Annotated in this window: 16 protein-coding genes and 5 pseudogenes; 7 read left to right on the top strand and 14 right to left on the bottom strand. The window is 39.9% G+C overall.

What is annotated here, in order from left to right:
* Positions 1-13: 13 nt before the first annotated feature.
* The 5 genes and pseudogenes from AAZO_RS14135 to AAZO_RS30450 all read right to left on the bottom strand — a co-directional run bounded on the left by AAZO_RS14135 (position 14) and on the right by AAZO_RS30450 (position 2,899).
* Entirely contained in the window at positions 14-580 is a 567-nt protein-coding gene (locus AAZO_RS14135; RefSeq protein ID WP_013191786.1) for a DUF2996 domain-containing protein, read from the bottom strand.
* A gap of 220 nt (positions 581-800) precedes the next feature.
* On the bottom strand, positions 801-1,076 hold the full coding sequence (locus tag AAZO_RS14130) for a MoaD/ThiS family protein (protein ID WP_013191785.1): 276 nt from the start codon (positions 1,074-1,076) through the stop codon (positions 801-803).
* A 116-nt stretch (positions 1,077-1,192) separates the two neighbouring features.
* Positions 1,193-2,497: a threonine synthase gene (gene thrC / locus AAZO_RS14125; protein WP_013191784.1), complete on the bottom strand. Its 1,305-nt coding sequence runs from the start codon at positions 2,495-2,497 to the stop codon at positions 1,193-1,195.
* A complete protein-coding gene (locus tag AAZO_RS35425) occupies positions 2,433-2,624 on the bottom strand; it encodes a hypothetical protein (protein WP_187289675.1) in 192 nt (63 codons plus the stop codon). The genes thrC and AAZO_RS35425 overlap by 65 nt, the downstream gene beginning before the upstream one ends.
* 14 nt (positions 2,625-2,638) lie before the next feature.
* Positions 2,639-2,899 (bottom strand): annotated as a pseudogene (locus AAZO_RS30450) (MoaD/ThiS family protein).
* A gap of 49 nt (positions 2,900-2,948) precedes the next feature.
* Between AAZO_RS30450 and AAZO_RS14120 the strand changes: the two are divergent.
* Complete coding sequence (locus AAZO_RS14120) at positions 2,949-4,277, top strand: aromatic ring-hydroxylating dioxygenase subunit alpha (RefSeq protein ID WP_013191783.1); 1,329 nt, start codon at positions 2,949-2,951, stop codon at positions 4,275-4,277.
* Between the two features lie 17 nt (positions 4,278-4,294).
* Here the strand turns inward: AAZO_RS14120 and AAZO_RS14115 are convergent, their stop codons facing one another.
* The 4 genes from AAZO_RS14115 to AAZO_RS14100 form a co-directional block, all read right to left on the bottom strand.
* Positions 4,295-4,909, bottom strand: coding sequence for a J domain-containing protein (locus AAZO_RS14115; RefSeq protein ID WP_013191782.1), 615 nt, complete (start codon positions 4,907-4,909; stop codon positions 4,295-4,297).
* A 100-nt stretch (positions 4,910-5,009) separates the two neighbouring features.
* The gene (locus AAZO_RS14110) at positions 5,010-5,603 is read right to left on the bottom strand and encodes an ATP-dependent Clp protease proteolytic subunit (protein ID WP_013191781.1); all 594 of its coding nucleotides are present in this window, start codon (positions 5,601-5,603) and stop codon (positions 5,010-5,012) included.
* Between the two features lie 79 nt (positions 5,604-5,682).
* A complete protein-coding gene (locus tag AAZO_RS14105; protein ID WP_013191780.1) occupies positions 5,683-6,345 on the bottom strand; it encodes an ATP-dependent Clp protease proteolytic subunit in 663 nt (220 codons plus the stop codon).
* A 42-nt stretch (positions 6,346-6,387) separates the two neighbouring features.
* Positions 6,388-7,077 carry an ATP-dependent Clp protease proteolytic subunit gene (locus AAZO_RS14100; protein ID WP_013191779.1) on the bottom strand — a complete coding sequence of 230 codons (690 nt, stop codon included), beginning with the start codon at positions 7,075-7,077 and terminating at the stop codon, positions 6,388-6,390.
* A gap of 403 nt (positions 7,078-7,480) precedes the next feature.
* On the opposite strand from AAZO_RS14100, the pseudogene AAZO_RS30445 reads away from it, so the two are divergent.
* The 4 genes and pseudogenes from AAZO_RS30445 to AAZO_RS14075 form a co-directional block, all read left to right on the top strand.
* A pseudogene (locus tag AAZO_RS30445) lies at positions 7,481-8,245 on the top strand (transposase); the annotation flags it as partial.
* A gap of 493 nt (positions 8,246-8,738) precedes the next feature.
* Positions 8,739-8,921 carry a hypothetical protein gene (locus AAZO_RS14085; RefSeq protein ID WP_041640467.1) on the top strand — a complete coding sequence of 61 codons (183 nt, stop codon included), beginning with the start codon at positions 8,739-8,741 and terminating at the stop codon, positions 8,919-8,921.
* A 250-nt stretch (positions 8,922-9,171) separates the two neighbouring features.
* A complete protein-coding gene (locus tag AAZO_RS14080; RefSeq protein WP_013191778.1) occupies positions 9,172-10,428 on the top strand; it encodes a vWA domain-containing protein in 1,257 nt (418 codons plus the stop codon).
* A complete protein-coding gene (locus AAZO_RS14075) occupies positions 10,425-11,705 on the top strand; it encodes a vWA domain-containing protein (protein WP_013191777.1) in 1,281 nt (426 codons plus the stop codon). Before AAZO_RS14080 ends, AAZO_RS14075 begins: the two co-directional genes overlap by 4 nt.
* Positions 11,706-11,995: 290 nt before the next feature.
* On the opposite strand, the gene AAZO_RS30440 is transcribed toward AAZO_RS14075, so the two are convergent.
* Both AAZO_RS30440 and AAZO_RS30435 read right to left on the bottom strand, forming a co-directional pair.
* A protein-coding gene (locus tag AAZO_RS30440) for an IS5 family transposase (protein ID WP_228371713.1) occupies positions 11,996-12,741 on the bottom strand; the annotation gives its coding sequence in 2 pieces (ribosomal slippage) (positions 11,996-12,453 and positions 12,453-12,741; 747 coding nt in all).
* 685 nt (positions 12,742-13,426) lie between these two features.
* A pseudogene (locus AAZO_RS30435) lies at positions 13,427-14,579 on the bottom strand (IS630 family transposase).
* A gap of 603 nt (positions 14,580-15,182) precedes the next feature.
* On the opposite strand from AAZO_RS30435, the gene AAZO_RS42520 reads away from it, so the two are divergent.
* The gene (locus AAZO_RS42520) at positions 15,183-15,401 is read left to right on the top strand and encodes a VOC family protein (RefSeq protein WP_338026864.1); all 219 of its coding nucleotides are present in this window, start codon (positions 15,183-15,185) and stop codon (positions 15,399-15,401) included.
* 484 nt (positions 15,402-15,885) lie between these two features.
* Here AAZO_RS42520 and AAZO_RS42515 read toward each other — a convergent pair whose 3' ends face one another.
* The gene (locus tag AAZO_RS42515; protein ID WP_338026863.1) at positions 15,886-16,026 is read right to left on the bottom strand and encodes a hypothetical protein; all 141 of its coding nucleotides are present in this window, start codon (positions 16,024-16,026) and stop codon (positions 15,886-15,888) included.
* 230 nt (positions 16,027-16,256) lie between these two features.
* On the opposite strand from AAZO_RS42515, the pseudogene AAZO_RS43795 reads away from it, so the two are divergent.
* Positions 16,257-17,357 (top strand): annotated as a pseudogene (locus AAZO_RS43795) (IS4 family transposase); the annotation flags it as partial.
* A gap of 476 nt (positions 17,358-17,833) precedes the next feature.
* Here AAZO_RS43795 and AAZO_RS35420 read toward each other — a convergent pair.
* Both AAZO_RS35420 and AAZO_RS26740 read right to left on the bottom strand, forming a co-directional pair.
* A pseudogene (locus tag AAZO_RS35420) lies at positions 17,834-18,040 on the bottom strand (hypothetical protein); the annotation flags it as partial.
* 255 nt (positions 18,041-18,295) lie between these two features.
* Positions 18,296-18,517: a hypothetical protein gene (locus tag AAZO_RS26740; RefSeq protein WP_049790718.1), complete on the bottom strand. Its 222-nt coding sequence runs from the start codon at positions 18,515-18,517 to the stop codon at positions 18,296-18,298.
* Between the last annotated feature and the right edge of the window lie 586 nt (positions 18,518-19,103).

The raw sequence follows: 19,103 nt of genomic DNA, 5'->3' as shown, positions 1-19,103 counted from the left end.
CACTGACCAATAATTAATTTCTACCTAGCCACTTTTGACCGTTTAAACGGTAAACTAGGCGAGATACCAACAAATCAAGGGTAGTTTTGCGTTCATCTATTAAGAAAGATTCAAGGGTGCTGGGTTTTTTGCCTTCGTTACAAGAAAATCCCTTTTTCCCTTGAATATCTGCTTCGGGGAAATAGACGTTAAATTGGCGTTGTCCATTTTGCCAAGAGCCGATAATTTGCCAACATTCTTCGGCTGAGTTAAATCCAACAATGGGATAGGTCTGCTTGGCAAAAGTCAATTGTACATCTGGTACTCCTTCCTGTGCGATCACCTTTTGCAAAGCTGGTAAGTATTCTTGCTGGATAAACTCTTCAAATGGTTTATCTTCCACCGCAGGAGGTTTTCCTTTTTTAGCTGCAGGTTTAGCAACAGGGGATTTTTCTTCAGCAGGTACAGCAGCATTCGGGTTAACTGCTGTGTTTGCTGTTTTGGGATCTGGTATGTTAGCTGTCGGAAGGCCTGATGCTACTGGTACATCACGACTGGGAGGCACTTCTCCCGCTTGATTTTGATTGGTTTCTTCTGCCATTTCTCAGGTCAATCCTTTATCTAGCTTTTCGAGCGAGTTGCTTACCTTGCGATAGTCATTCACTTTCATTTTGACATAGTGCTAACTTTCTTCAGATCGCTGTTTGAGAATTTCAACTAATTTTGAACTACAAACTCAAAAAACAATCTGGAATGGTAAGCAATACAGACACCACCCAGATAATCAGCATTCAAACGTTGGCTAATACTACTTAAATATATCAACCACCAGCAACAGCCGGAACTATACTCACTTCATCACCATCTTTAAGGGGCGTTTCTGTATGTTGTAAAAAGCGAATGTCTTCACTGTTGACATACAAGTTTAAAAAGCGTCTTGGTTTTCCTGCTTCATCACACAAACGTGACTTGATACCAGGACAAGCTTCCTCTAAGGAGTCGAATAATTCGGAAATGTTACTACCACTGCACTCTAGAGAAGCTTGGTTATTTGTAAATTTTTGTAGAGCAGTAGGAACTAAAACAGTTACGGCCATAGTTAATTATCAGTTATCAGTTATCAGTTATCAGTTATCAGTTATCAGTTATCAGTTATCAGTGGTCATTGATTCAGTTATTAATTTGCTAACAAATAATGACCACTGAATAAGGACTAAACAAGAACTTGTTGCCATTCTAGGCGATCCAGTGTGCGGGATCTTTCTAGCGCCCGTTCAAAACTATCAAGTTTGGCATCAATAGTCAAAGGTTCTCCAACATAACCTTGAATTGCTTCTTGGGTTTTTAAACCGTTACCAGTGATGTAAACCACTGTAGTTTCATCTGGATCTATTTTGCCAGCTTCTACTAATTTTTTCAGGACGGCAACAGTTGTACCACCTGCGGTTTCTGTGAAGATACCTTCAGTTTCTGCTAGTAGTTTGATACCGTTAATAATTTCTGCATCATTGACAGATTCAATGTTACCGCCTGTTTTTTGAGCGATTTCTACAGCATAAACTCCATCTGCTGGGTTGCCAATGGCGATAGATTTAGCGATGGTATTCGGTTTAACGGGTTGAATAAAGTCTCTTTTTTCTTTAAAAGCTGTGGCTATGGGGGAACATCCTTCCGCTTGTGCGCCGCTGAAACGAACATTCTTACCTTCTAGCAAACCAACTTCTGTAAATTCTTTGAAACCTTTATAAATTTTGGTGAAGAGAGAACCAGAAGCGAGTGGTGCAACTATATGGTCAGGTAGTTCCCACCCTAGTTGTTCTGCAACTTCAAAGCCTAGTGTTTTGGAACCTTCGGAGTAATAAGGACGTAAATTAATATTGACAAAACCCCAGCCGTGTGTATTAGCAACTTCTGAGCAGAGACGGTTAACTTGATCGTAATTTCCTTTTACAGCCATGAGAGTAGGGCTGTAAATTAAGCTACCCAATACTTTACCAGCTTCTAAGTCAGCAGGAATAAAAACACAACAATCTAAACCAGCATGGGCTGCGATCGCAGCGGTTGAATTTGCCAAGTTGCCAGTACTTGCACAGGAAACAGTCGTAAATCCTAATTCTCTAGCTCTACTTAGTGCAACTGTTACCACCCGATCCTTAAAGCTCAGGGTAGGCATGTTGACGGCATCATTTTTAATATAAAGTTTATTTAAACCCAGGCGACGGGCAAGACGCTGGGAACGTACCAGGGGAGTCATACCCGTTCCCACATCTATGTAATTATCGGTAGTAATGGGTAAAAAGTGACGATAACGCCAAATAGAGTTGGGACCAGTTTCAATACTTTTTCGACTTACAGACTGACGCAAAACATCATAGTCATACTTTACTTCCAATGGACCAAAGCATAACTCACAAACATGACTAGCTTGGAGTTCATATTCTGCTCCACATTCTTTACACTTCAGTGCTTTCAATATGGAAGTGTTGGCTTGGTTTAAGTTTGCGATCGCCTGAGTCATAAACTAGCTGTCCCCGTATTTCCATCAACTTTGGAATGATAGTAACACGAGCAAAAATGCACGTCAAACATACCCGATAAAAATAGTCGGGTATGGATTGGGGAAGATGTGGAGAAGAACAACTCATAACTGATAACTGATTCAACCACCGCTAACGGGTGGAATGAGTACTACTTCATCACCATCTTTAAGAGGGGTGTGTGATTCGACAAAGATAAGATTGATACCAAAACTGGTAACTTCAGGCCATTTTGCTAGTTGTGGGTGTTCAGAGATGAAGCGATCACATACCGCTTTTACTGGTGTACGATGAGGAAATTACAGCACTAATTCGCTCAGACTATACGCTTCCTGATAAGCAGCAAACAATTTAATAGTGACAGTAATTGCAGATTGAGACATAAAATTCTTATTACACCCTTACTTATCTAAGATTCTTAGAAGAAGTCAAATGCAAGCTGAATTCAACTTTTTCCACCACTGGTATCCTCTCTCACCAGTTGAGGACCTTGATTCACCGCGACCTGTTCCCGTAACTTTATTAGGAATTCGATTAGTTATATGGAAGCCTAGAGATGCAGACAATTACCGTGTATTTTTAGATCAGTGTCCTCACCGTCTTGCACCCTTGAGTGAAGGAAGAGTAGACGATAAAACTGGGAATCTCATGTGTAGTTATCACGGTTGGCAGTTTGATGGTCGGGGTATTTGTACTCACATTCCTCAAGCTGAGAATCCTCAACTTGTAGCTAAAAATCAACAAAATTTCTGTGTACTTTCCCTACCAGTGCGGCAAGAAAATGATTTACTCTGGGTTTGGCCTGATGCTAAATCAGCGGAACTAGCTGCAACTACACCCCTACCTTTATCACCACACATAGATACTAACAAAGGTTTTGTCTGGTCTTCTTATATTCGTGACTTAGAATATGATTGGCAAACCTTAGTAGAAAATGTAGCAGATCCTAGTCATGTTCCCTTTTCTCATCATGGGGTACAGGGTAATCGTGACAAAGCAACATCCATTCCTCTTAATGTTGTCCAATCAACAATCAATTTAATTGAAGTTTCCATTTCCAAAGCCTTGCCCACAACAATCACTTTTCAACCACCTTGTCTGTTAGAGTATGCAATTAGTATTGGTGACACTGACAAGAAATTAGGATTGATAGTTTATTGTGTACCAGTTTCTCCTGGTAAATCTAGAATTGTTGCTCAGTTTACTCGCAACTTTGCCAAAAACCTGCATTATCTTATACCGCGTTGGTGGGAACACATCAAAATACGGAATCTAGTTCTAGACGGAGATATGATGCTGCTACATCAGCAAGAATATTTATTGCAACAAAGACAAGAAAGCGAAAGTTGGAAAACTGCCTATAAGTTGCCTACAAGCGCAGATCGTTTAGTAATTGAGTTTCGGACTTGGTTTGATAAATATTGTCATGGTCAACTACCTTGGAGTAAGGTGGGAATTAGTAATCCAGAAACTAAAATCAATAACAACCGTGCTGTCATGTTGGATCGTTACCACCAACATACCCAACATTGTAGTAGTTGCCGGAAGGCGCTGAAAAATCTACAAAGATTACAAATCTTGCTTTTAACCTATGTTGTAACTTCTGTTTGTGGAGTTGCAGTTCTTTCTGATGCTTTACGTATGCAGCTAGGTCTACCAGTGGTCATTACAGCACTTTTAGGATTGGGAGTTTATTCTTGGTTGAAATTTTGGCTCATTCCTAAATTCTACTTTGTAGACTATATCCATGCTGAGAAATGAGCTAATTTCAATAAATCCTAAGGTTTAATCCCCAAAATTTCAAAATCTCGCTGCACTTCTATTAACAGAGCCTTGTTGAAAGGATCTGTCTTGATAGCTTTTTTAAGATAGATTCTAGCTTTTGGGAGTTGTTTTTCAGCAATTAAAGCCCTGCCCCAAATTTGATAAGCGATCGCTTGCCATTGACGTACTTCTATATCTTCTGGCAATCTTGCTGCTAAAGCTTCCACCAGTGCGATCGCCTGAGGAAAACGTTTTTGTTGTAAAAACCGCTGCAACTGCTCATAAGTCTTCCACTTTAACCGTTGTTCTATGTCCTCTACGGTTGGTGGATGTGGCATTATAGTTGTTGTTGATGCTGACTCCTGGGATTTTACCTCGGTGTAATCACTGAGTAAACTTGATGCGGCAGATGAACTAATTGATTTTGGGGCTATTTCCTCTTGCGGTACAACTGTTTGTAGGAATTTATAAGCCTCAGTCAAAGCGATAAATTTTTCTTTAGATTTTTCATCATCTGGGTTGATATCGGGATGATATTGCTGTACTAGTCGGCGGTAAGACGCTTTGATTTCAGCAAAAGAGGCCCCTGACCTTAACCCCAATAAACGGTAGCAATCTCCGATATCCATATTGCTTTACTCCAATCCAAAATTCAAAGTTGAAAATTCAAAAATAGGAATTCTTCATTTTGAATTTCGAATTTTGAATTTTGAATTTATTTTTTCCTTTCTACAGGCGTTCTTCAATCACACGGTCAATTAAACCATATTCTTTCGCTTCTTGAGCAGACATGAAGAAATCACGATCCATATCTTTTTCAATCTTGGCCAAAGCTTGACCAGTGTTATCAGCATAAATCTGATTTAGCTGACTACGAATTCGCAGAATTTCCTGAGCTTCAATTTGAATATCAGTTGCTTGTCCACGAGTTCCACCAGAAGGTTGGTGAATCATGATTCGGGAGTGAGGTAGAGCCAGACGTTTGCCTTGAGTCCCAGTAGCTAATAGAAAAGATCCCATTGAAGCCGCTAACCCAACACAAATTGTCACTACTTCAGATTTGATGTACTGCATGGTGTCATAAATTGCCATGCCTGCGGTGACAGATCCACCAGGAGAATTGATATACAGATAAATCGGCTTTGTCTGATCATCGGAATCTAAATAGAGGAAATAAGCGACAATTGCATTGGCAATACCGTCATCTACTTCCTCTGTCAAAAAAATAATTCGCTCCCGAAATAGACGATCTTCGAGATCGATCCATTGCTCATAGTTGCTACCAGGGAGGCGATAGGGAACTTTGGGAATACCAATAGGCATAGGAAAATTTGGGTAAAAACTAGAAGATAGAACTGTAGATTTTCGGTAAAAGTTGAGAACTCAGAGTTGAGGATTTAGATCAAGCCACAATAGAGTTTTGCAACTGTTTACTATTTTCCAAAACCCGATCAATCAGTCCATATTCTTTGGCTTCCAGAGGAGTCATATAGAAAATACGTTCACTATCTTTCGTAATTTTGTCAGCTGGTTGCCCCGTGTTTTGCGAGAAAATATCCAGAATAATGGCTCTTTTCCGCAATACTTCTTCCGCGTTAACTTGAATGTCTGTTGCTTGACCTTGCGCTGCAACCTGGAACTGAGTCAGTGCGATACTGGCATGAGGTAAACTGACCCGTTTTCCTTTTGCTCCAGATGATAGGATTAGGGCTGCCATGCCAACAGCTTGACCGAAACAAATAGTAACAACTTCTGACTTGATGTACTGCATGGTGTCATAAATTGCCAAACAAGATTTAATTGACATCATGCCAGCCGTTTCATCTATCCTACCAGCTAGGACAGGATCTCCCAGAGAATTGATGTAAAGATAGATTGGTTTGCTTTGATCCTCTGAATCCAGATATAGTATTGAGGAAATGAGGGAATTTGCCAGACTGGTAGTGAGTGGCTGGTTCAAGAAGAGAATGCGCTCCTGAGTCATGCGCTGACCAATACTGATCCACTGCCATTGGTTACTACCAGGAATGTTATAAGGAACCCGAAGTGCTGAATCAACAGGCATAATAGGGATAATTAGAAGAGACTAGGGATGATTGGAAGCAATTTAAGCTAGGATCGGTACAGGTTTGGGGAGATCCTTCATGCTTGCTAGGACAATATCAATTAGCCCATACTCTTTCGCTTCTTGGGGAGTCAAATAGAACATCCGCTCAGTGTCTTTAGCAATTTTCGCAGGAGTCTGTCCAGTGTTCTTGGAGAAAATATCCAGGATGGCTGCCTTGTTTGCTAAGACTTCCTTTGCATAGATTTGAATATCTGTTGCTTGACCCCGTGTGCCACTTCGAGGTTGGTTCAGGACAATGGTGGCATGAGGTAAACTAGCCCGAAAACCTTTAGTTCCAGCTGATAAAATCAATGCTGCTGTGCCAATTGCCTGACCAATACAAATTGTATGTACGGGTGTCTTGATATAGTCGATGGTATCGCAGATGGCAAAGGCTTCTGTTTCATAGCCGATCGAATCCCCTGTATACCAAGAGGTCCCTGTCGAATTTATATAAAAGAAGATTGGCTTTTCTGGATTGTCAAATTTCAGATAGAGTAACTGAGCAATAATTAACTTTGTTACATCAACACCGATTTGACGCTTGTATTCATCTGCTGAAACCAAAGGCATTCCCAGATAGACAATTCGTTCCTTCAGCAGTAAGGAGGGTAGGTCTGGTGGTGGTGTCCGGTAGGAACTGTCGCCGTAGTAGGAGGCTTGAACTGCCTTGATGGGGGAATTTTCCATAGCAACTGATGATCTGAGATTATGCCGTTAACTGTATTACATCCTAACGCGATGTTTGGGAGATTTAGGGTGTGGATTTCTCGCTGAGGATAAAGAAAGCTAGGTTGCTAGAATGGTTGTTTTGAAGAATACCTTAGCCAAAAAAAGAGTATGAAGAGAGCGCTGATCTAGTAGAGTTATAGTCTTCCAAAACAAAAACTCGAAAGCCATACACATACCATGTTCCACATCCTAACACTATGCAACACCTACTACCAGAAATAAAAGTGACGACAATGCGGTAGTTCAGCCGAATTATCATGGCCATGTTAGGGATGAGCAGATAAGTAATAATGTTGGGAATTTCCCGTTGGTCAGTTATTGGTGGTAGTTATCGGACAGTGATGAGATTCTTTCATACAGTTTTGGGAACAACAGTGCTTTCCAGATGGCTCGGCAGATTAACTTGCACATAATTTCCAAGTTACGCCACGATTCAGCATTTTATAGATACCTTACCAAAATCCTGACTCGAATCATCGTTCCCGTCGTAAATACAGTTCAGCAGTCCCCTGCGACGGGAAACCCGTCTGGAGGGGACTGCTGAACTGAAAGGGAGATCAGCTGGACTACCGTAATATTTATTGCTGATGAATATTTGCGTTACAGTAGTCTTGAAGAAGATATCCAAACCGATACTTATCAAGCTACTTTACTGCACAAAGAATTTCCTCAGCCCCTGAATGTATTTATTTTGGTGAAAACCAATCTTAAAACTAATGCTCGCAGTCACGTAATTCTATTTTCTAGTGACCTAAGTTTGTCATATGAGAAAATAATTGACCACTACGAACTTCGTTTCCAAATCAAATTTAATTTTCGTGATGCTAAACAGTTTTGGGGATTAGGAGATTTTATGAACCTGGGTCAAATATCTGTGACTAATGCTGGTAATATTTCTTCTTTTATGCTTAACTTATCTCATTATATTCTACCTCAGTTCCGTCAAGATAGTTCCGGCTCTGGCATTGTTAATCTTAAGGCTTACTGTCGTCGTTTTCGATATGTTCCTGAAATGTAAAAAATGCCTCCGGAACAACTAGAACCTATTTTATTAGCCCACATTGTTACCAAGCTTACCTCTCTTGGTCGTATTCACAATCTTTCTACATCCGTTGAACCCTCGTAAATTCGCGAAGGTATTGTTTTCTATAATTGAATTGACACTACTATCGAAACAGTCACTTTAGTATTCGATGCTATTGATACAAATAATCCTAGTGGAGCATCAGGGTCAATTTGGCTGTCACTACCTCCCAGACGGTCAATAGAAATCTGAAACTCATTCTCTCTGCCAATAACGTGATTGAACACACTACTGGTGCCACAGGAAATGACCATCGGTAATTCCCTGGGTAATAGCGTGATGGGTGGTGACGGGAATAACTTAACTAATAGGCGCTGCGGGAAATCGTACTCTCTGGGGACGTGCAGGTGATGATAATCTCACTGGTAGAGTAAATAGTGATAAATATTTATTACAAAGCAATGGGGTATTTACTAGTATGGTAAGTGTTGACTTTATTACCCAGTTTAAAATGGGACTAGACTAGATTATACGGAGTAAGACTACCTTCAATGCGATTAGTAACTCTGTTGGACAGTCATTAACAGATTTTGCGGTGGTTACTGATGATGAGTTTGTAGACGCTAGTAATTCCCCTATTGTCTATAGTCAAAGTTCTGGTAGTTTATTCTACAATCAAAATGATAATATTCTCAGTGGAGTGGGAGTGTTTGAGTTTGCTTACTTAGGTAATCCTAATGTTACCCTCAGTGGGAGCAATTTCAGTTTGGTTTCCTAGTAAGGTAAGTGGCTAGTGAGGTGGAGTTGTTATATGCTTAATCTATATATTAATCAATACTAAGCTCGACTAAATAACCAGCAAATTGGCTGAAAATAGTTTTAGCCAATTTGCTGTAGGTGGAGAAATTCCTACAGCCTGTTTTTTTATTGGCAAGGTTATTGATATAGCTGTTCTCCGTAGCGATGAAGCTACCTTTTGGAGTTATCTATTAAATAGATATAGATGATCTCGATAGGAAAATTAGTTTATGAAGGTTAACTTACAGCCTGTTCTCAATGACGCTAAATTAAACGCGTGTCAGCCAAGCAGTCAACGTCAGTTGGCGGTTTCTATTTCGGCTGTTGGCGAAACTCTGGATCGCAGAGTGCCATTAAATTTATGCTTAATTTTAGATCATAGTGGTTCGATGAATGGCCGAGCACTCGAAACTGTGAAAAAAGCAGTTTCTTTGCTGGTTGATCAACTCAGTTCCGAAGATCGGCTGAGTATTGTCGTTTTTGACCACCGTGCTAAGATTTTAGTCCCTAATCAGATAATTTCTGATCGCAACCAGATCAAACAGCAAATCAATCGCCTAACAGCTGATGGAGGAACTGCTATTGATGAGGGTTTGCGGCTGGGGATTGAGGAGTTAGCCAAGGGTAAAAAGGACACTATTTCCCAAGCATTTTTACTCACAGATGGGGAAAATGAACATGGTGATAATAATCGCTGCTTGAAATTCGCTCAGTTAGCAGCCAGCTATAATTTAACCTTGAATACGTTGGGTTTTGGTGACAATTGGAATCAGGATATTTTGGAAAAAATAGCCGATGCGGGGCTAGGGAATCTGTCTCATATTGAACACCCTAATCAAGCAGTGGATAAGTTCAGTCGCTTGTTTAGCAGAATGCAAACGGTGGGATTGACTAACGCTTATCTGCTATTTTCACTGTTACCCAATGTCCGTTTAGCTGAACTAAAACCTATTGCCCAAGTGGCACCAGATACAATTGAGTTACCAGTACAACCAGAAGCTGATGGTCGGCTTGCAGTGCGGTTGGGAGATTTAATGAAAGACGTAGAACGGGTAATTTTGGCTAATATTTATTTGGGACAGTTGCCAGAAGGTAAACAGGCGATCGCTAATGTGCAAATCCGCTACGATGACCCCGCCCTGAACCAAACCGGTTTATTTTCCCTGAAAATACCAGTTTATGCGAATGTAGAGCGCATTTACCAACCAAGTTCTAATCCCCATGTGCAGCAGTCAATTTTGGCTTTAGCCAAATATCGCCAAACCCAGTTAGCCGAAGCGAAATTACAACAGGGTGATCGGTCTGGGGCAGCGACAATGCTACAAACTGCAGCAAAAACAGCTTTGCAAATGGGAGATGCTAGTGCAGCAAGGGTGTTGCAAACTTCGGCTACTCGCTTACAGGCTGGGGACGAGTTATCCGAAAGCGATCGCAAAAAAACCAGGATTGTCTCAAAAACTGTGTTGCAGGATGCTCCTCCTAAATGAAAGTTCAATTACTATCGGCACTCAACGATACTAATGTTGACGCTACTCAATTGAGTAACCAACGTCAACTGGCAATTTCCATTTCTTCCATTGCTGATGAGCTTGACCCAAGTTTACCGTTGAATTTATGCCTGATTCTGGATAAAAGCGGTTCTATGCACGGCGAACCCATTAACACCGTAATTCAGGCTGTAGAACAATTATTAGCTCAACTCCAGCCAGGCGATCACATCTCAATTGTCGCGTTTGCAGGTACTTCTGAGGTCATTATCCCTAACCAAATCGTCCAAGATGCTGAGAGCATCAAATGCCAGTTGCACAAAAGACTCAAAGCTGGTGGTGGCACAATCATTGCCGAAGGTTTATCTTTGGGAATTACTGAATTACTCAAAGGGACAAAAGGCGCTGTTTCCCAAGCATTTTTGTTGACAGATGGACATGGTGACAGGGGGTTAAAAATTTGGAAGTGGGAGATGGGCCCCAATGACAAGAAACGTTGTTTGGAACTAGCACAAAAAGCCACTAGAGTAAGCCTAACGCTCAACACCTTCGGTTTTGGCAATGACTGGAACCAGGATTTGCTGGAAAAAATTGCTGATGCTGGTGGTGGTACTCTGGCTTATATTGAGCGTCCACAACAAGCCGTAGATCAATTTAGTCGCTTGCTTAAGCGAATTCAGTCTGTGGGCTTAACCAATGCCCACTTATTGCTGTCTCTAGTCCCTAGTGTGCGTTTAGCAGAACTAAAACCCATTGCCCAAGTTGCCCCAGAAACCATTGAGTTACCAGTGGAAACAGAACCCAATGGTAGCTTAATTGTGCGTTTGGGAGACTTGATGAAAGATGTAGAACGGGTAGTTTTAGCGAATATTTATTTGGGACAGTTGCCAGAAGGGGAACAAGTAATTGGACATATCCAAATACGCTATGATGACCCAGCTATTAACCAAGAAGGTTTACTTTCCCCACTCATACCAGTTTATGCCAATTTCACTAAAACTTACCAACCACTACTTGATTCACAAGTGATCAAATCAATTTTGGTATTGGCAAAATATCGCCAAACTCAAGTAGCAGAAGCAAAACTGGAACAGGGTGATCGCACTGGTGCTATCACAATGCTACAAACAGCCGCTAAGACTGCTTTACAAATCGGTGATATTGGTGCAGCAACAGTGCTGCAATCTTCCGCTACTCGTTTGCAAGCCGGTGAAGAACTCTCTGAAGCAGACCGCAAAAAAACCAGGATTGTCTCGAAAACTATTGTGAGGGAGTGATATTTGCAATAGTAAGTATACACGGAGAGTAGTAAATTTCTAGCCGCCTGATATTTCTTTTAGCAATTAAGTGCAAAGGAAATATTAGGCGATTTTAATATCCAGAAATTTTTTGGGAATAATAAAGAAAGAATATCAAGTGCGGGTTAGAATATTGTCTCCTTTAAATACTGATCATAAAAACGGCAGCTAATACCAATTCTCCCAACGTATAAACCCCTGTTAAATGTGGATTGCTTAATTTTTATTAACTCTTAATTGCTATAAGAGATGATTTATAAAGTAAATGTTTAGGAGACAATAGGAAGTAGCATAATTCTAGTCATAAGAGCATATATAGCCCCTTCCCTCATTTGTGTTAAACGCTCATAATCCTTGCTTAGACGATAATATTGGTTAAACCACCCAAATGTTCTTTCTACTACCCAGGGTTGTGGTAAAACTTTAAATTCTTGCTCAGTAGGTCCTATGACTTCAACATGAGCTTGAATCAGGAACCAAACTGCAAGTGCAAATTTATCACCGTCATAACCGGAATCAACCCATAAAACTTGGACTTTTTCCAATAATTCTGTGGGTTCCTCTAGCAGTTCCATTAGTGCATAGGCAGCAAGTATTCGTTCTGGGGCATTCGCTTCACTAACAACAACTTTAAACACAAATCCCAGGCTATCAACTAAAGTCTGCCCCTTTCTTCCTTTTACCTTTTTACATCCGTCAAAACCATACACATCCCCTTTTTTTGGTCAGTGTTGACCGACTGACTGTCTGCGGCGAGCGCGGTAAGTTGTGTTGATTTACCTAATTTCGAGCGAACTTGACTACCCAATGTATGGTTGAATTTTTCCCAGACCCCCTGGCCCTGCCATTTACTGTAATAGCTATATACCGTTGACCTTGGCGGGAAGTCACCTGGAAGCATATTCCATTGACATCCAGTTTTCAAATGATAATAGATGGCATTACATATTTCACCCATATCTGTTGTGGGTGGATGCCCTCCTTCTTTGGCTGATGGAATCAATGGGGCCAGGATTTCCTAGTCCATATCAGTTAAGTCTGTGGGGTAAGACTTTCGTTCCATGATTAGCTATGTAAATACACTACATGTTATGTATCCTATCCTTCCAACATTCCTTTTCTACTCCTCTTTACATTTACTTTATCAATAGCCTCTAAGAAGTATTCAGCATTTTTCTGAAAATGCGGGAATCATAACTATATCACCCGACATGATATTACCCATTACCAAACTCAACAGATTTTGCACGGGAGCATCCCAATTTGGCAAGAAGATGAAAGAAAGGAGAGATGATTCACGATGATGCATCGCGAATTAAGGGAGGACTATACGAATGCAGTCGATAACTAAGAAAATTATGGTAATCAGAGAGTATGGCTTAAAACCATGACAGCAGAAGATAAAAAAACTTTTAGAAGCTGAGATCAACATCACAATACAAAAACGGATGTTTCAAGACCATGGTGGCTTGCAGGAAGCACTTAGACTGATGAGGAAATTACTCCAGTCTGATAAAAGAGTAGGGCATTTGCTACGTCAGGATGTTTAAATCAATCGGGAACTGATTACTACTGCAATGGAGGGTTGGAAAGCTTGAAGGGTTTTTCCTAATTACGTACACAGAGTTTATCAAAGACACTTCTCCTCACTTGCGGTTTATCCCTTGCTACCGTTGGTTTGGGAACTTTGTGGACTAACATCACCTGATTAGATTAGACCTAGTAGTCTGCCAAGGCAATTTTGCTGGGTTAAATGCTCGGATATAAACGCTGCATTTTTTACGTGCATCCTTGGTTTTAAAACCCCAACAAACACTGGGTTTTTGTTGATTACGCTGTGACTCCCAAGTAGCAATTTCAGAAGATAATACTTCTACATTAGGAATACGTCGTTCTAAGCATTGGCGAGATAAAACTGATAATTCAATTTCTACTTGATTCAACCAGGAAGCGTGTTTAGGAGTATAGTGAAACTCTAATTTCTGAATAATGCGGCATGCTTCTTGTGGAGAGAAAACTTCACATAAAACACTTGGAGTATGAATGTTTAGGTTATCAACAAGTAAAGGTATCACATCAGCTTGGGGGTAATAAATATCTACTAAATCTTTTAATTGTTTAGCAAAATCAGCTTTTGTCCGACGTTGTGTAACTTCAATATGCCTCCACCCGGCTATTGGTTCAAAAAAGCCAAATAAATTTGCAACACCATTGCGTTTATACTCACAATCATAACCTTCAGGCTGATGTGGTTCTGGTGGCAAAGGAAGTCTTACTTCTTCTAATAATTGATATGGGCGTTCATCTAGGCAGAGTGTAGGTTTTTTTGGATCATATGGCTCATTGTACAAATCCAAAACATCTTCTATTCTAAACACATACTCTGGGTTAACTTCGGGAATACACCACTTTTCTTTTAACCACGGTTTAATTTCATTTTTTTTAGAGTTTGGCGTATTGTTTCGTCTGAAATGGAATCTATGATACCAACCTTCACTAAATGCTCCGCTAATAATTGCATTGTCCAACGCACTCTTCCTTCTGGCGGATTAGAACAAGCAGTCGCAATCAAAAATGCTTCTTGTTCTTCATCTAATTTTTTGGGTTTTGGTGGATTTTCCCAATCCTTTAAAGCAAACTCTAATCCACCAATCACAAAGTTTTCTCTTGTCCTTTCCACCGTGGCAACATGAACTCGAACTGCGGCAGCGCCGTGTCCGTTTCTCCCTCAGATGCCATTCAAAGAATGTTTGCACGGGTTATACTTCTTGCTTTGTGCTTTCCTTTTTTGAGGATTGCTTGCAGTTGTAAAACTTCCTCTTCGCTTAAATCTACAACATACTTTTTTGCCATGGTCAACCCCTTTTTTGACTAGTTTATCAATTAGATGGGCTTACCCAGCAACATTGCCTTGGTGGACTACTAGATAAACAAGCTCGCACTCGTGCTTTGTCCATTACCCAGTCCATTGAACTTCCCACTGAACACTTATCCTCGCAGATAGTCGCGGGAACAGTGAGCAGTTATATTATAAAGACAAATATCCAGAACTGCTACCAGGCATTAATCAGGGGGAAAATACAGGTATTGCTGCTACCAAGGAAATATGACAGTATAAAGAATACCCTAGTGTAAGTACTAATTTTCAGTAGTGTGCTGTTTAGGACTTCGGCCAGAAGGGGTTTAGCAATCACTTTCCTAGAGTTGAGACAAATGCAGCGGCAAGTTGGCAAAACTTTTCTGACTTCCACATTAATAGTGCTGGCTGGGATTGTCATGATTTTGCTCTTGATGGGAATACTAATCAGGAATGGCAATGTCAATTAGTTATCAAACTATTACACAAAGGCATAATGACAACTTGGAATGCTTTTCTAGATATGCTACAGGAACTGTATTTGTTATTATAATTCCTGTTTACCAGAAAAAATCGAACATTCAAAATCTCACAAAACCATGAAAACTTCCAGCATTCATCAAGTAGCTATTATTTATTCCGATTACCAAAAAGCAAAACATTTTCATAAAATATTAGATTGTCAGACTATTAATCAAACATTTCGTAGTGTAAGGAACTCTTGTAAACTAGATCTAAAACTAGGAAATAATCAAGTTAAATTATTTTTCCTACTGATCCTCAGCAAAGATTTAGCAATCCTGAAGCCTGTAGATTAAGACACCTGGCTTTTGGAGTTGAAGATATTTAGGAATGCCTTAGTTATTTAATATCTCACAATATCAAATTTGAAAATATCAGGATTTATGAAATTACAGGAACGAAATCTACCTCTTTTAAATACCCTGATAATTTGCCATTGCAAGTTTATGAAATTACGTAACCCTTCAGGGGGCAATACTGTTTCGTTAAGGAAAAACAGGAGGTAAGAACAAGAGAAAGGAGTTTGTAGTTCGCTTACGAGAACTATAAGAATTGAGAGGCTTACTTTTTCTCTTTGAGACTGTTGTATAAATCAGCCCAGTTTTATCAGAGAGAATCAATACATGATTGTCAGTAATCAACTTAAGTCCTTCTAGGAACCGAGCGGACTGCATCAATATGAGCAGGGCTTCCAGCCTTGCCTAAATGGTTGTACTTACTCAATTTGTCTGGTTGAGTGGTAGGAAAAATTGCTTGAAAAGCGTGTAACTTGTAGTCCCACTAAACCCCTTGTTTACCCCGTGCTTGGTAACGAGAACCACAGCAACCAGGAGGCGCTATTTCCCCACTAGCTTTAATTTTTTGAATCATCAGTTGCACCATCGCAATCGCTCGCTTGTTGGAGCATTTCCGCTCTGGCAATCAGATCATCTTCTTTCATAGATATGATCAATTTAGAAAAGTTATATTGTTCTCGAAATACTATCGAGAACACGACTAAATTTAATATCTTAAAACTTGATAACGAAAATTCCACAAGGACTTCATTCAATTCATAGTATATGTCACTGGTAAATTTTCAGTTACAAACAGCCTGTGTAGATCCTAAATAAGTAATTAAGGCTTTGTCACAGGTAATTATACCACAAACCATAACCAATGTCATTGAAACTATTTGTAGCTCTCAACGGAGACTAAGAATACTACCAAATTATGTCATAGTCACCTTAGTAATTGCCATGAGTTTTTGGTCATCTACCTTAATAGTTAATGTATTCAAAAATCTCACTCATGGTTTGAGTTCTTTACACATACCATCAGGTTTAGGTTTTTAAACCCCATCTGCTTGATCAATTACAGAATCCCATCAAAGAACCGAAGCAGCTGTAATGGAGAGATTATTTGAACTAGTAGTCAAACCCTTAGCAACAATATTAACGCCTGGTCCCTTTTTGGGAGGATTAAGAATCATGGCTATAGATGGAACAGTTTTCGATGTTCCATATACTCCAACAAATGCTAGAGTATTCAGCTATCCTGGTTCTCCCCAAGGGACATATCCAGCTTTTCCTAAAGTTAGATTAGTATTTTGAGTGGAACCAGTTACTCATTTAATCATAGATGCTTTTTGTTCTCCCTATCGCATGAGAGAAGGAAGAAATGCTTTAAAACTACTACGCAGTATTAACTCTAGTATGTTATTAATGTGGTACAGAGGATTACATTCTTTTCTTTTAAGATGGTTCATGCTGTCATCAAACAACAAGGTCTTTTTTCTTGGTCGCCTTCCTGCCCATGTCAGATTTGAAGTAGTTAAAACGTTGACAGATGGTTCTTATTTACCATGGATTCCACCTGATAGAGTGTCGAGAAAGAAGGGTGCAAAACGAATTTCGGCTCATATTATTGAATATGTTATTAATGAGAATGGTACTCTGAAAACGTATCGGTTGATTACTAATTTAATTGATGTTGATAAGTTTCCGGCTTTGATATTAGCACAGGATTCCCATAAACGATGGGAAGCTGAGAATACTTTAGATGAATTGAAAGTACATCTATTGGCACGCAAAATTCCTATTCTTTCTAAGAGTCATCGTGAGGTAGTGCAAGAAATTTATGGTTGGTTATTGGTTCAATATTGCCTACGTTGTTTGATTTTTTAACCTGCTAATTTGAGGAATATTTCTCCTTTCAGGTTAAGTTTTGTTGGTAGTTTACGGGTGATTCGACTTGCTATTCCTGAGTTTCAACTTCAGATACATACTCTGGGGGATATCGATTTATATTATAGTTTATATAATAGTTGGTCGATGGCAGAAATACTCATTTGGAAACTCCTTTCCGACAACAGCGAAGTAATCCCAGACTGCTCGAGAAAGCACGTTCTAAGTTTAAGACTAAAAAACACAGTCACAGGAACAATTGTACTCCCCGACAACAATTATCGTCTCAAATTATTAGACTGGCAAGTTAAATATATCTATTTTCATGCTAGACTAATTTTTTCTTTCTCAATTTATAATTGAACAATTTGACTATTTTCTCTCTCATCACTTGTTTGAGAGTGTGTGAGAATTTATCAATCTTTTTGTTGGTTCTTAGTTCTCCTAATGAAAACGCGAACTCTTTTCTCTTATTCTTACCCTCTCTATTTCCTTAACCGAACAGTATTGCTTCAGGGGGTATAGAGAAGACGAAAAACAACCCCCAAAATTAAGGAATCAAATCAAGCAGCTTTCAACTTTTCAGAATCATCAGAACAAGTAGTAGCTTCTGGAAGCAAAGAAGGGGTAGTTGTACCACCAGGAGCAGCAACAAAAGCCTGAGTAATAAACTCCAGAACATTACGCTTTTTGGACTTGAGGGTTGTTACCACCGTGAGTATCCGGGCAACAAAAACACGACCAGCCTGGCTTTGAGGACCAAAACTAGTACCGCCGTGAACTCAAAATGGTTCTTTCAGAAGAGCTACGCTAAGAAAATAGTGCTTCCATCAGGCTGCGCAACAAAGTTCAAAATGTATACGGCGTGAGCTTTTCAGTGATTTGGAATGGTCGGTTTATTTAGGCCGTACTGTACTAGTGCATCGCCAAATCATAGGAAGATGAATAGCCCTTTCCGCAGCATTATTAGTCGGCTCAAAACCTGGAATCGAGAGGAACAACCACATCGCCGACTCAACTTTCAGTTATTGACGACAAGTGCGAACTGTTTTTGCCAAGGGTGTTTTTCTCCTGGTTGTAATTTCGTATTTGTGAGGTTCTTGTAAAGTGGCTCTCATGGATGAGCGAATATCTTGAACCAACTCATCAAAATCATCGCCAGATAAAGTACCATCTCTGACTGGATGACACAACTCAAATAACTTCTCTCGTTGTTTAACCAGTGGAGTTCCTAATTCTGCTGACACTCCAGTCCCTTCTGAAATTTTGATAAATTTCCGTCGCAGATAGGCCTAACATCATTGCCGACATTCCAGGTCTACCCATAAGCACCATTACAGTCATAGTTTAGAATTCCACTGAAGTTCTCACCCAATAAGTTTCTTGCACCTTGAGTACAACCGGTGAGGGCAACTTGAAAAGATGTGACTAGGGGTGTGACTGCAACCCATAACCAAGCTTTTCGTTGTTCAGGATTAAAACCGTCAAGATTTCATTGATAAAAGCTGGTTTCGTTGGCTCCAACGATGTTGGCCTTTTGAATATAATAGGCATCTCCAAAAATTAAATATTGTCACTTAATTTATCAGATCTTTGGGGGAATTTTTGCCTATCTGTCTTCTACCCCCCTTAACGCTTACCAATACCTAACACATCAGTGAACAAAATTTTCCAAATCCTGCCTTCTGCTTGGTTGGTGAGCCTGTAATATCCTGAGCTTGTTGAAGGGTCCAACCTAACCACTGCCTTCTGTCTCCTTGACTGAATACGTCCTAAATTTTTGCAAGTTTTGCCTTGTCTATGATATACTTGGGTAACTGATAACTGAATAAC

The organism is 'Nostoc azollae' 0708, assembly GCF_000196515.1.
In the GTDB taxonomy this organism is placed as follows: Bacteria; Cyanobacteriota; Cyanobacteriia; order Cyanobacteriales; family Nostocaceae; genus Trichormus_B; species Trichormus_B azollae.
Note: the sequence above shows the minus strand (reverse complement) of the source record. Positions and strands in the feature narration are given on the sequence as shown.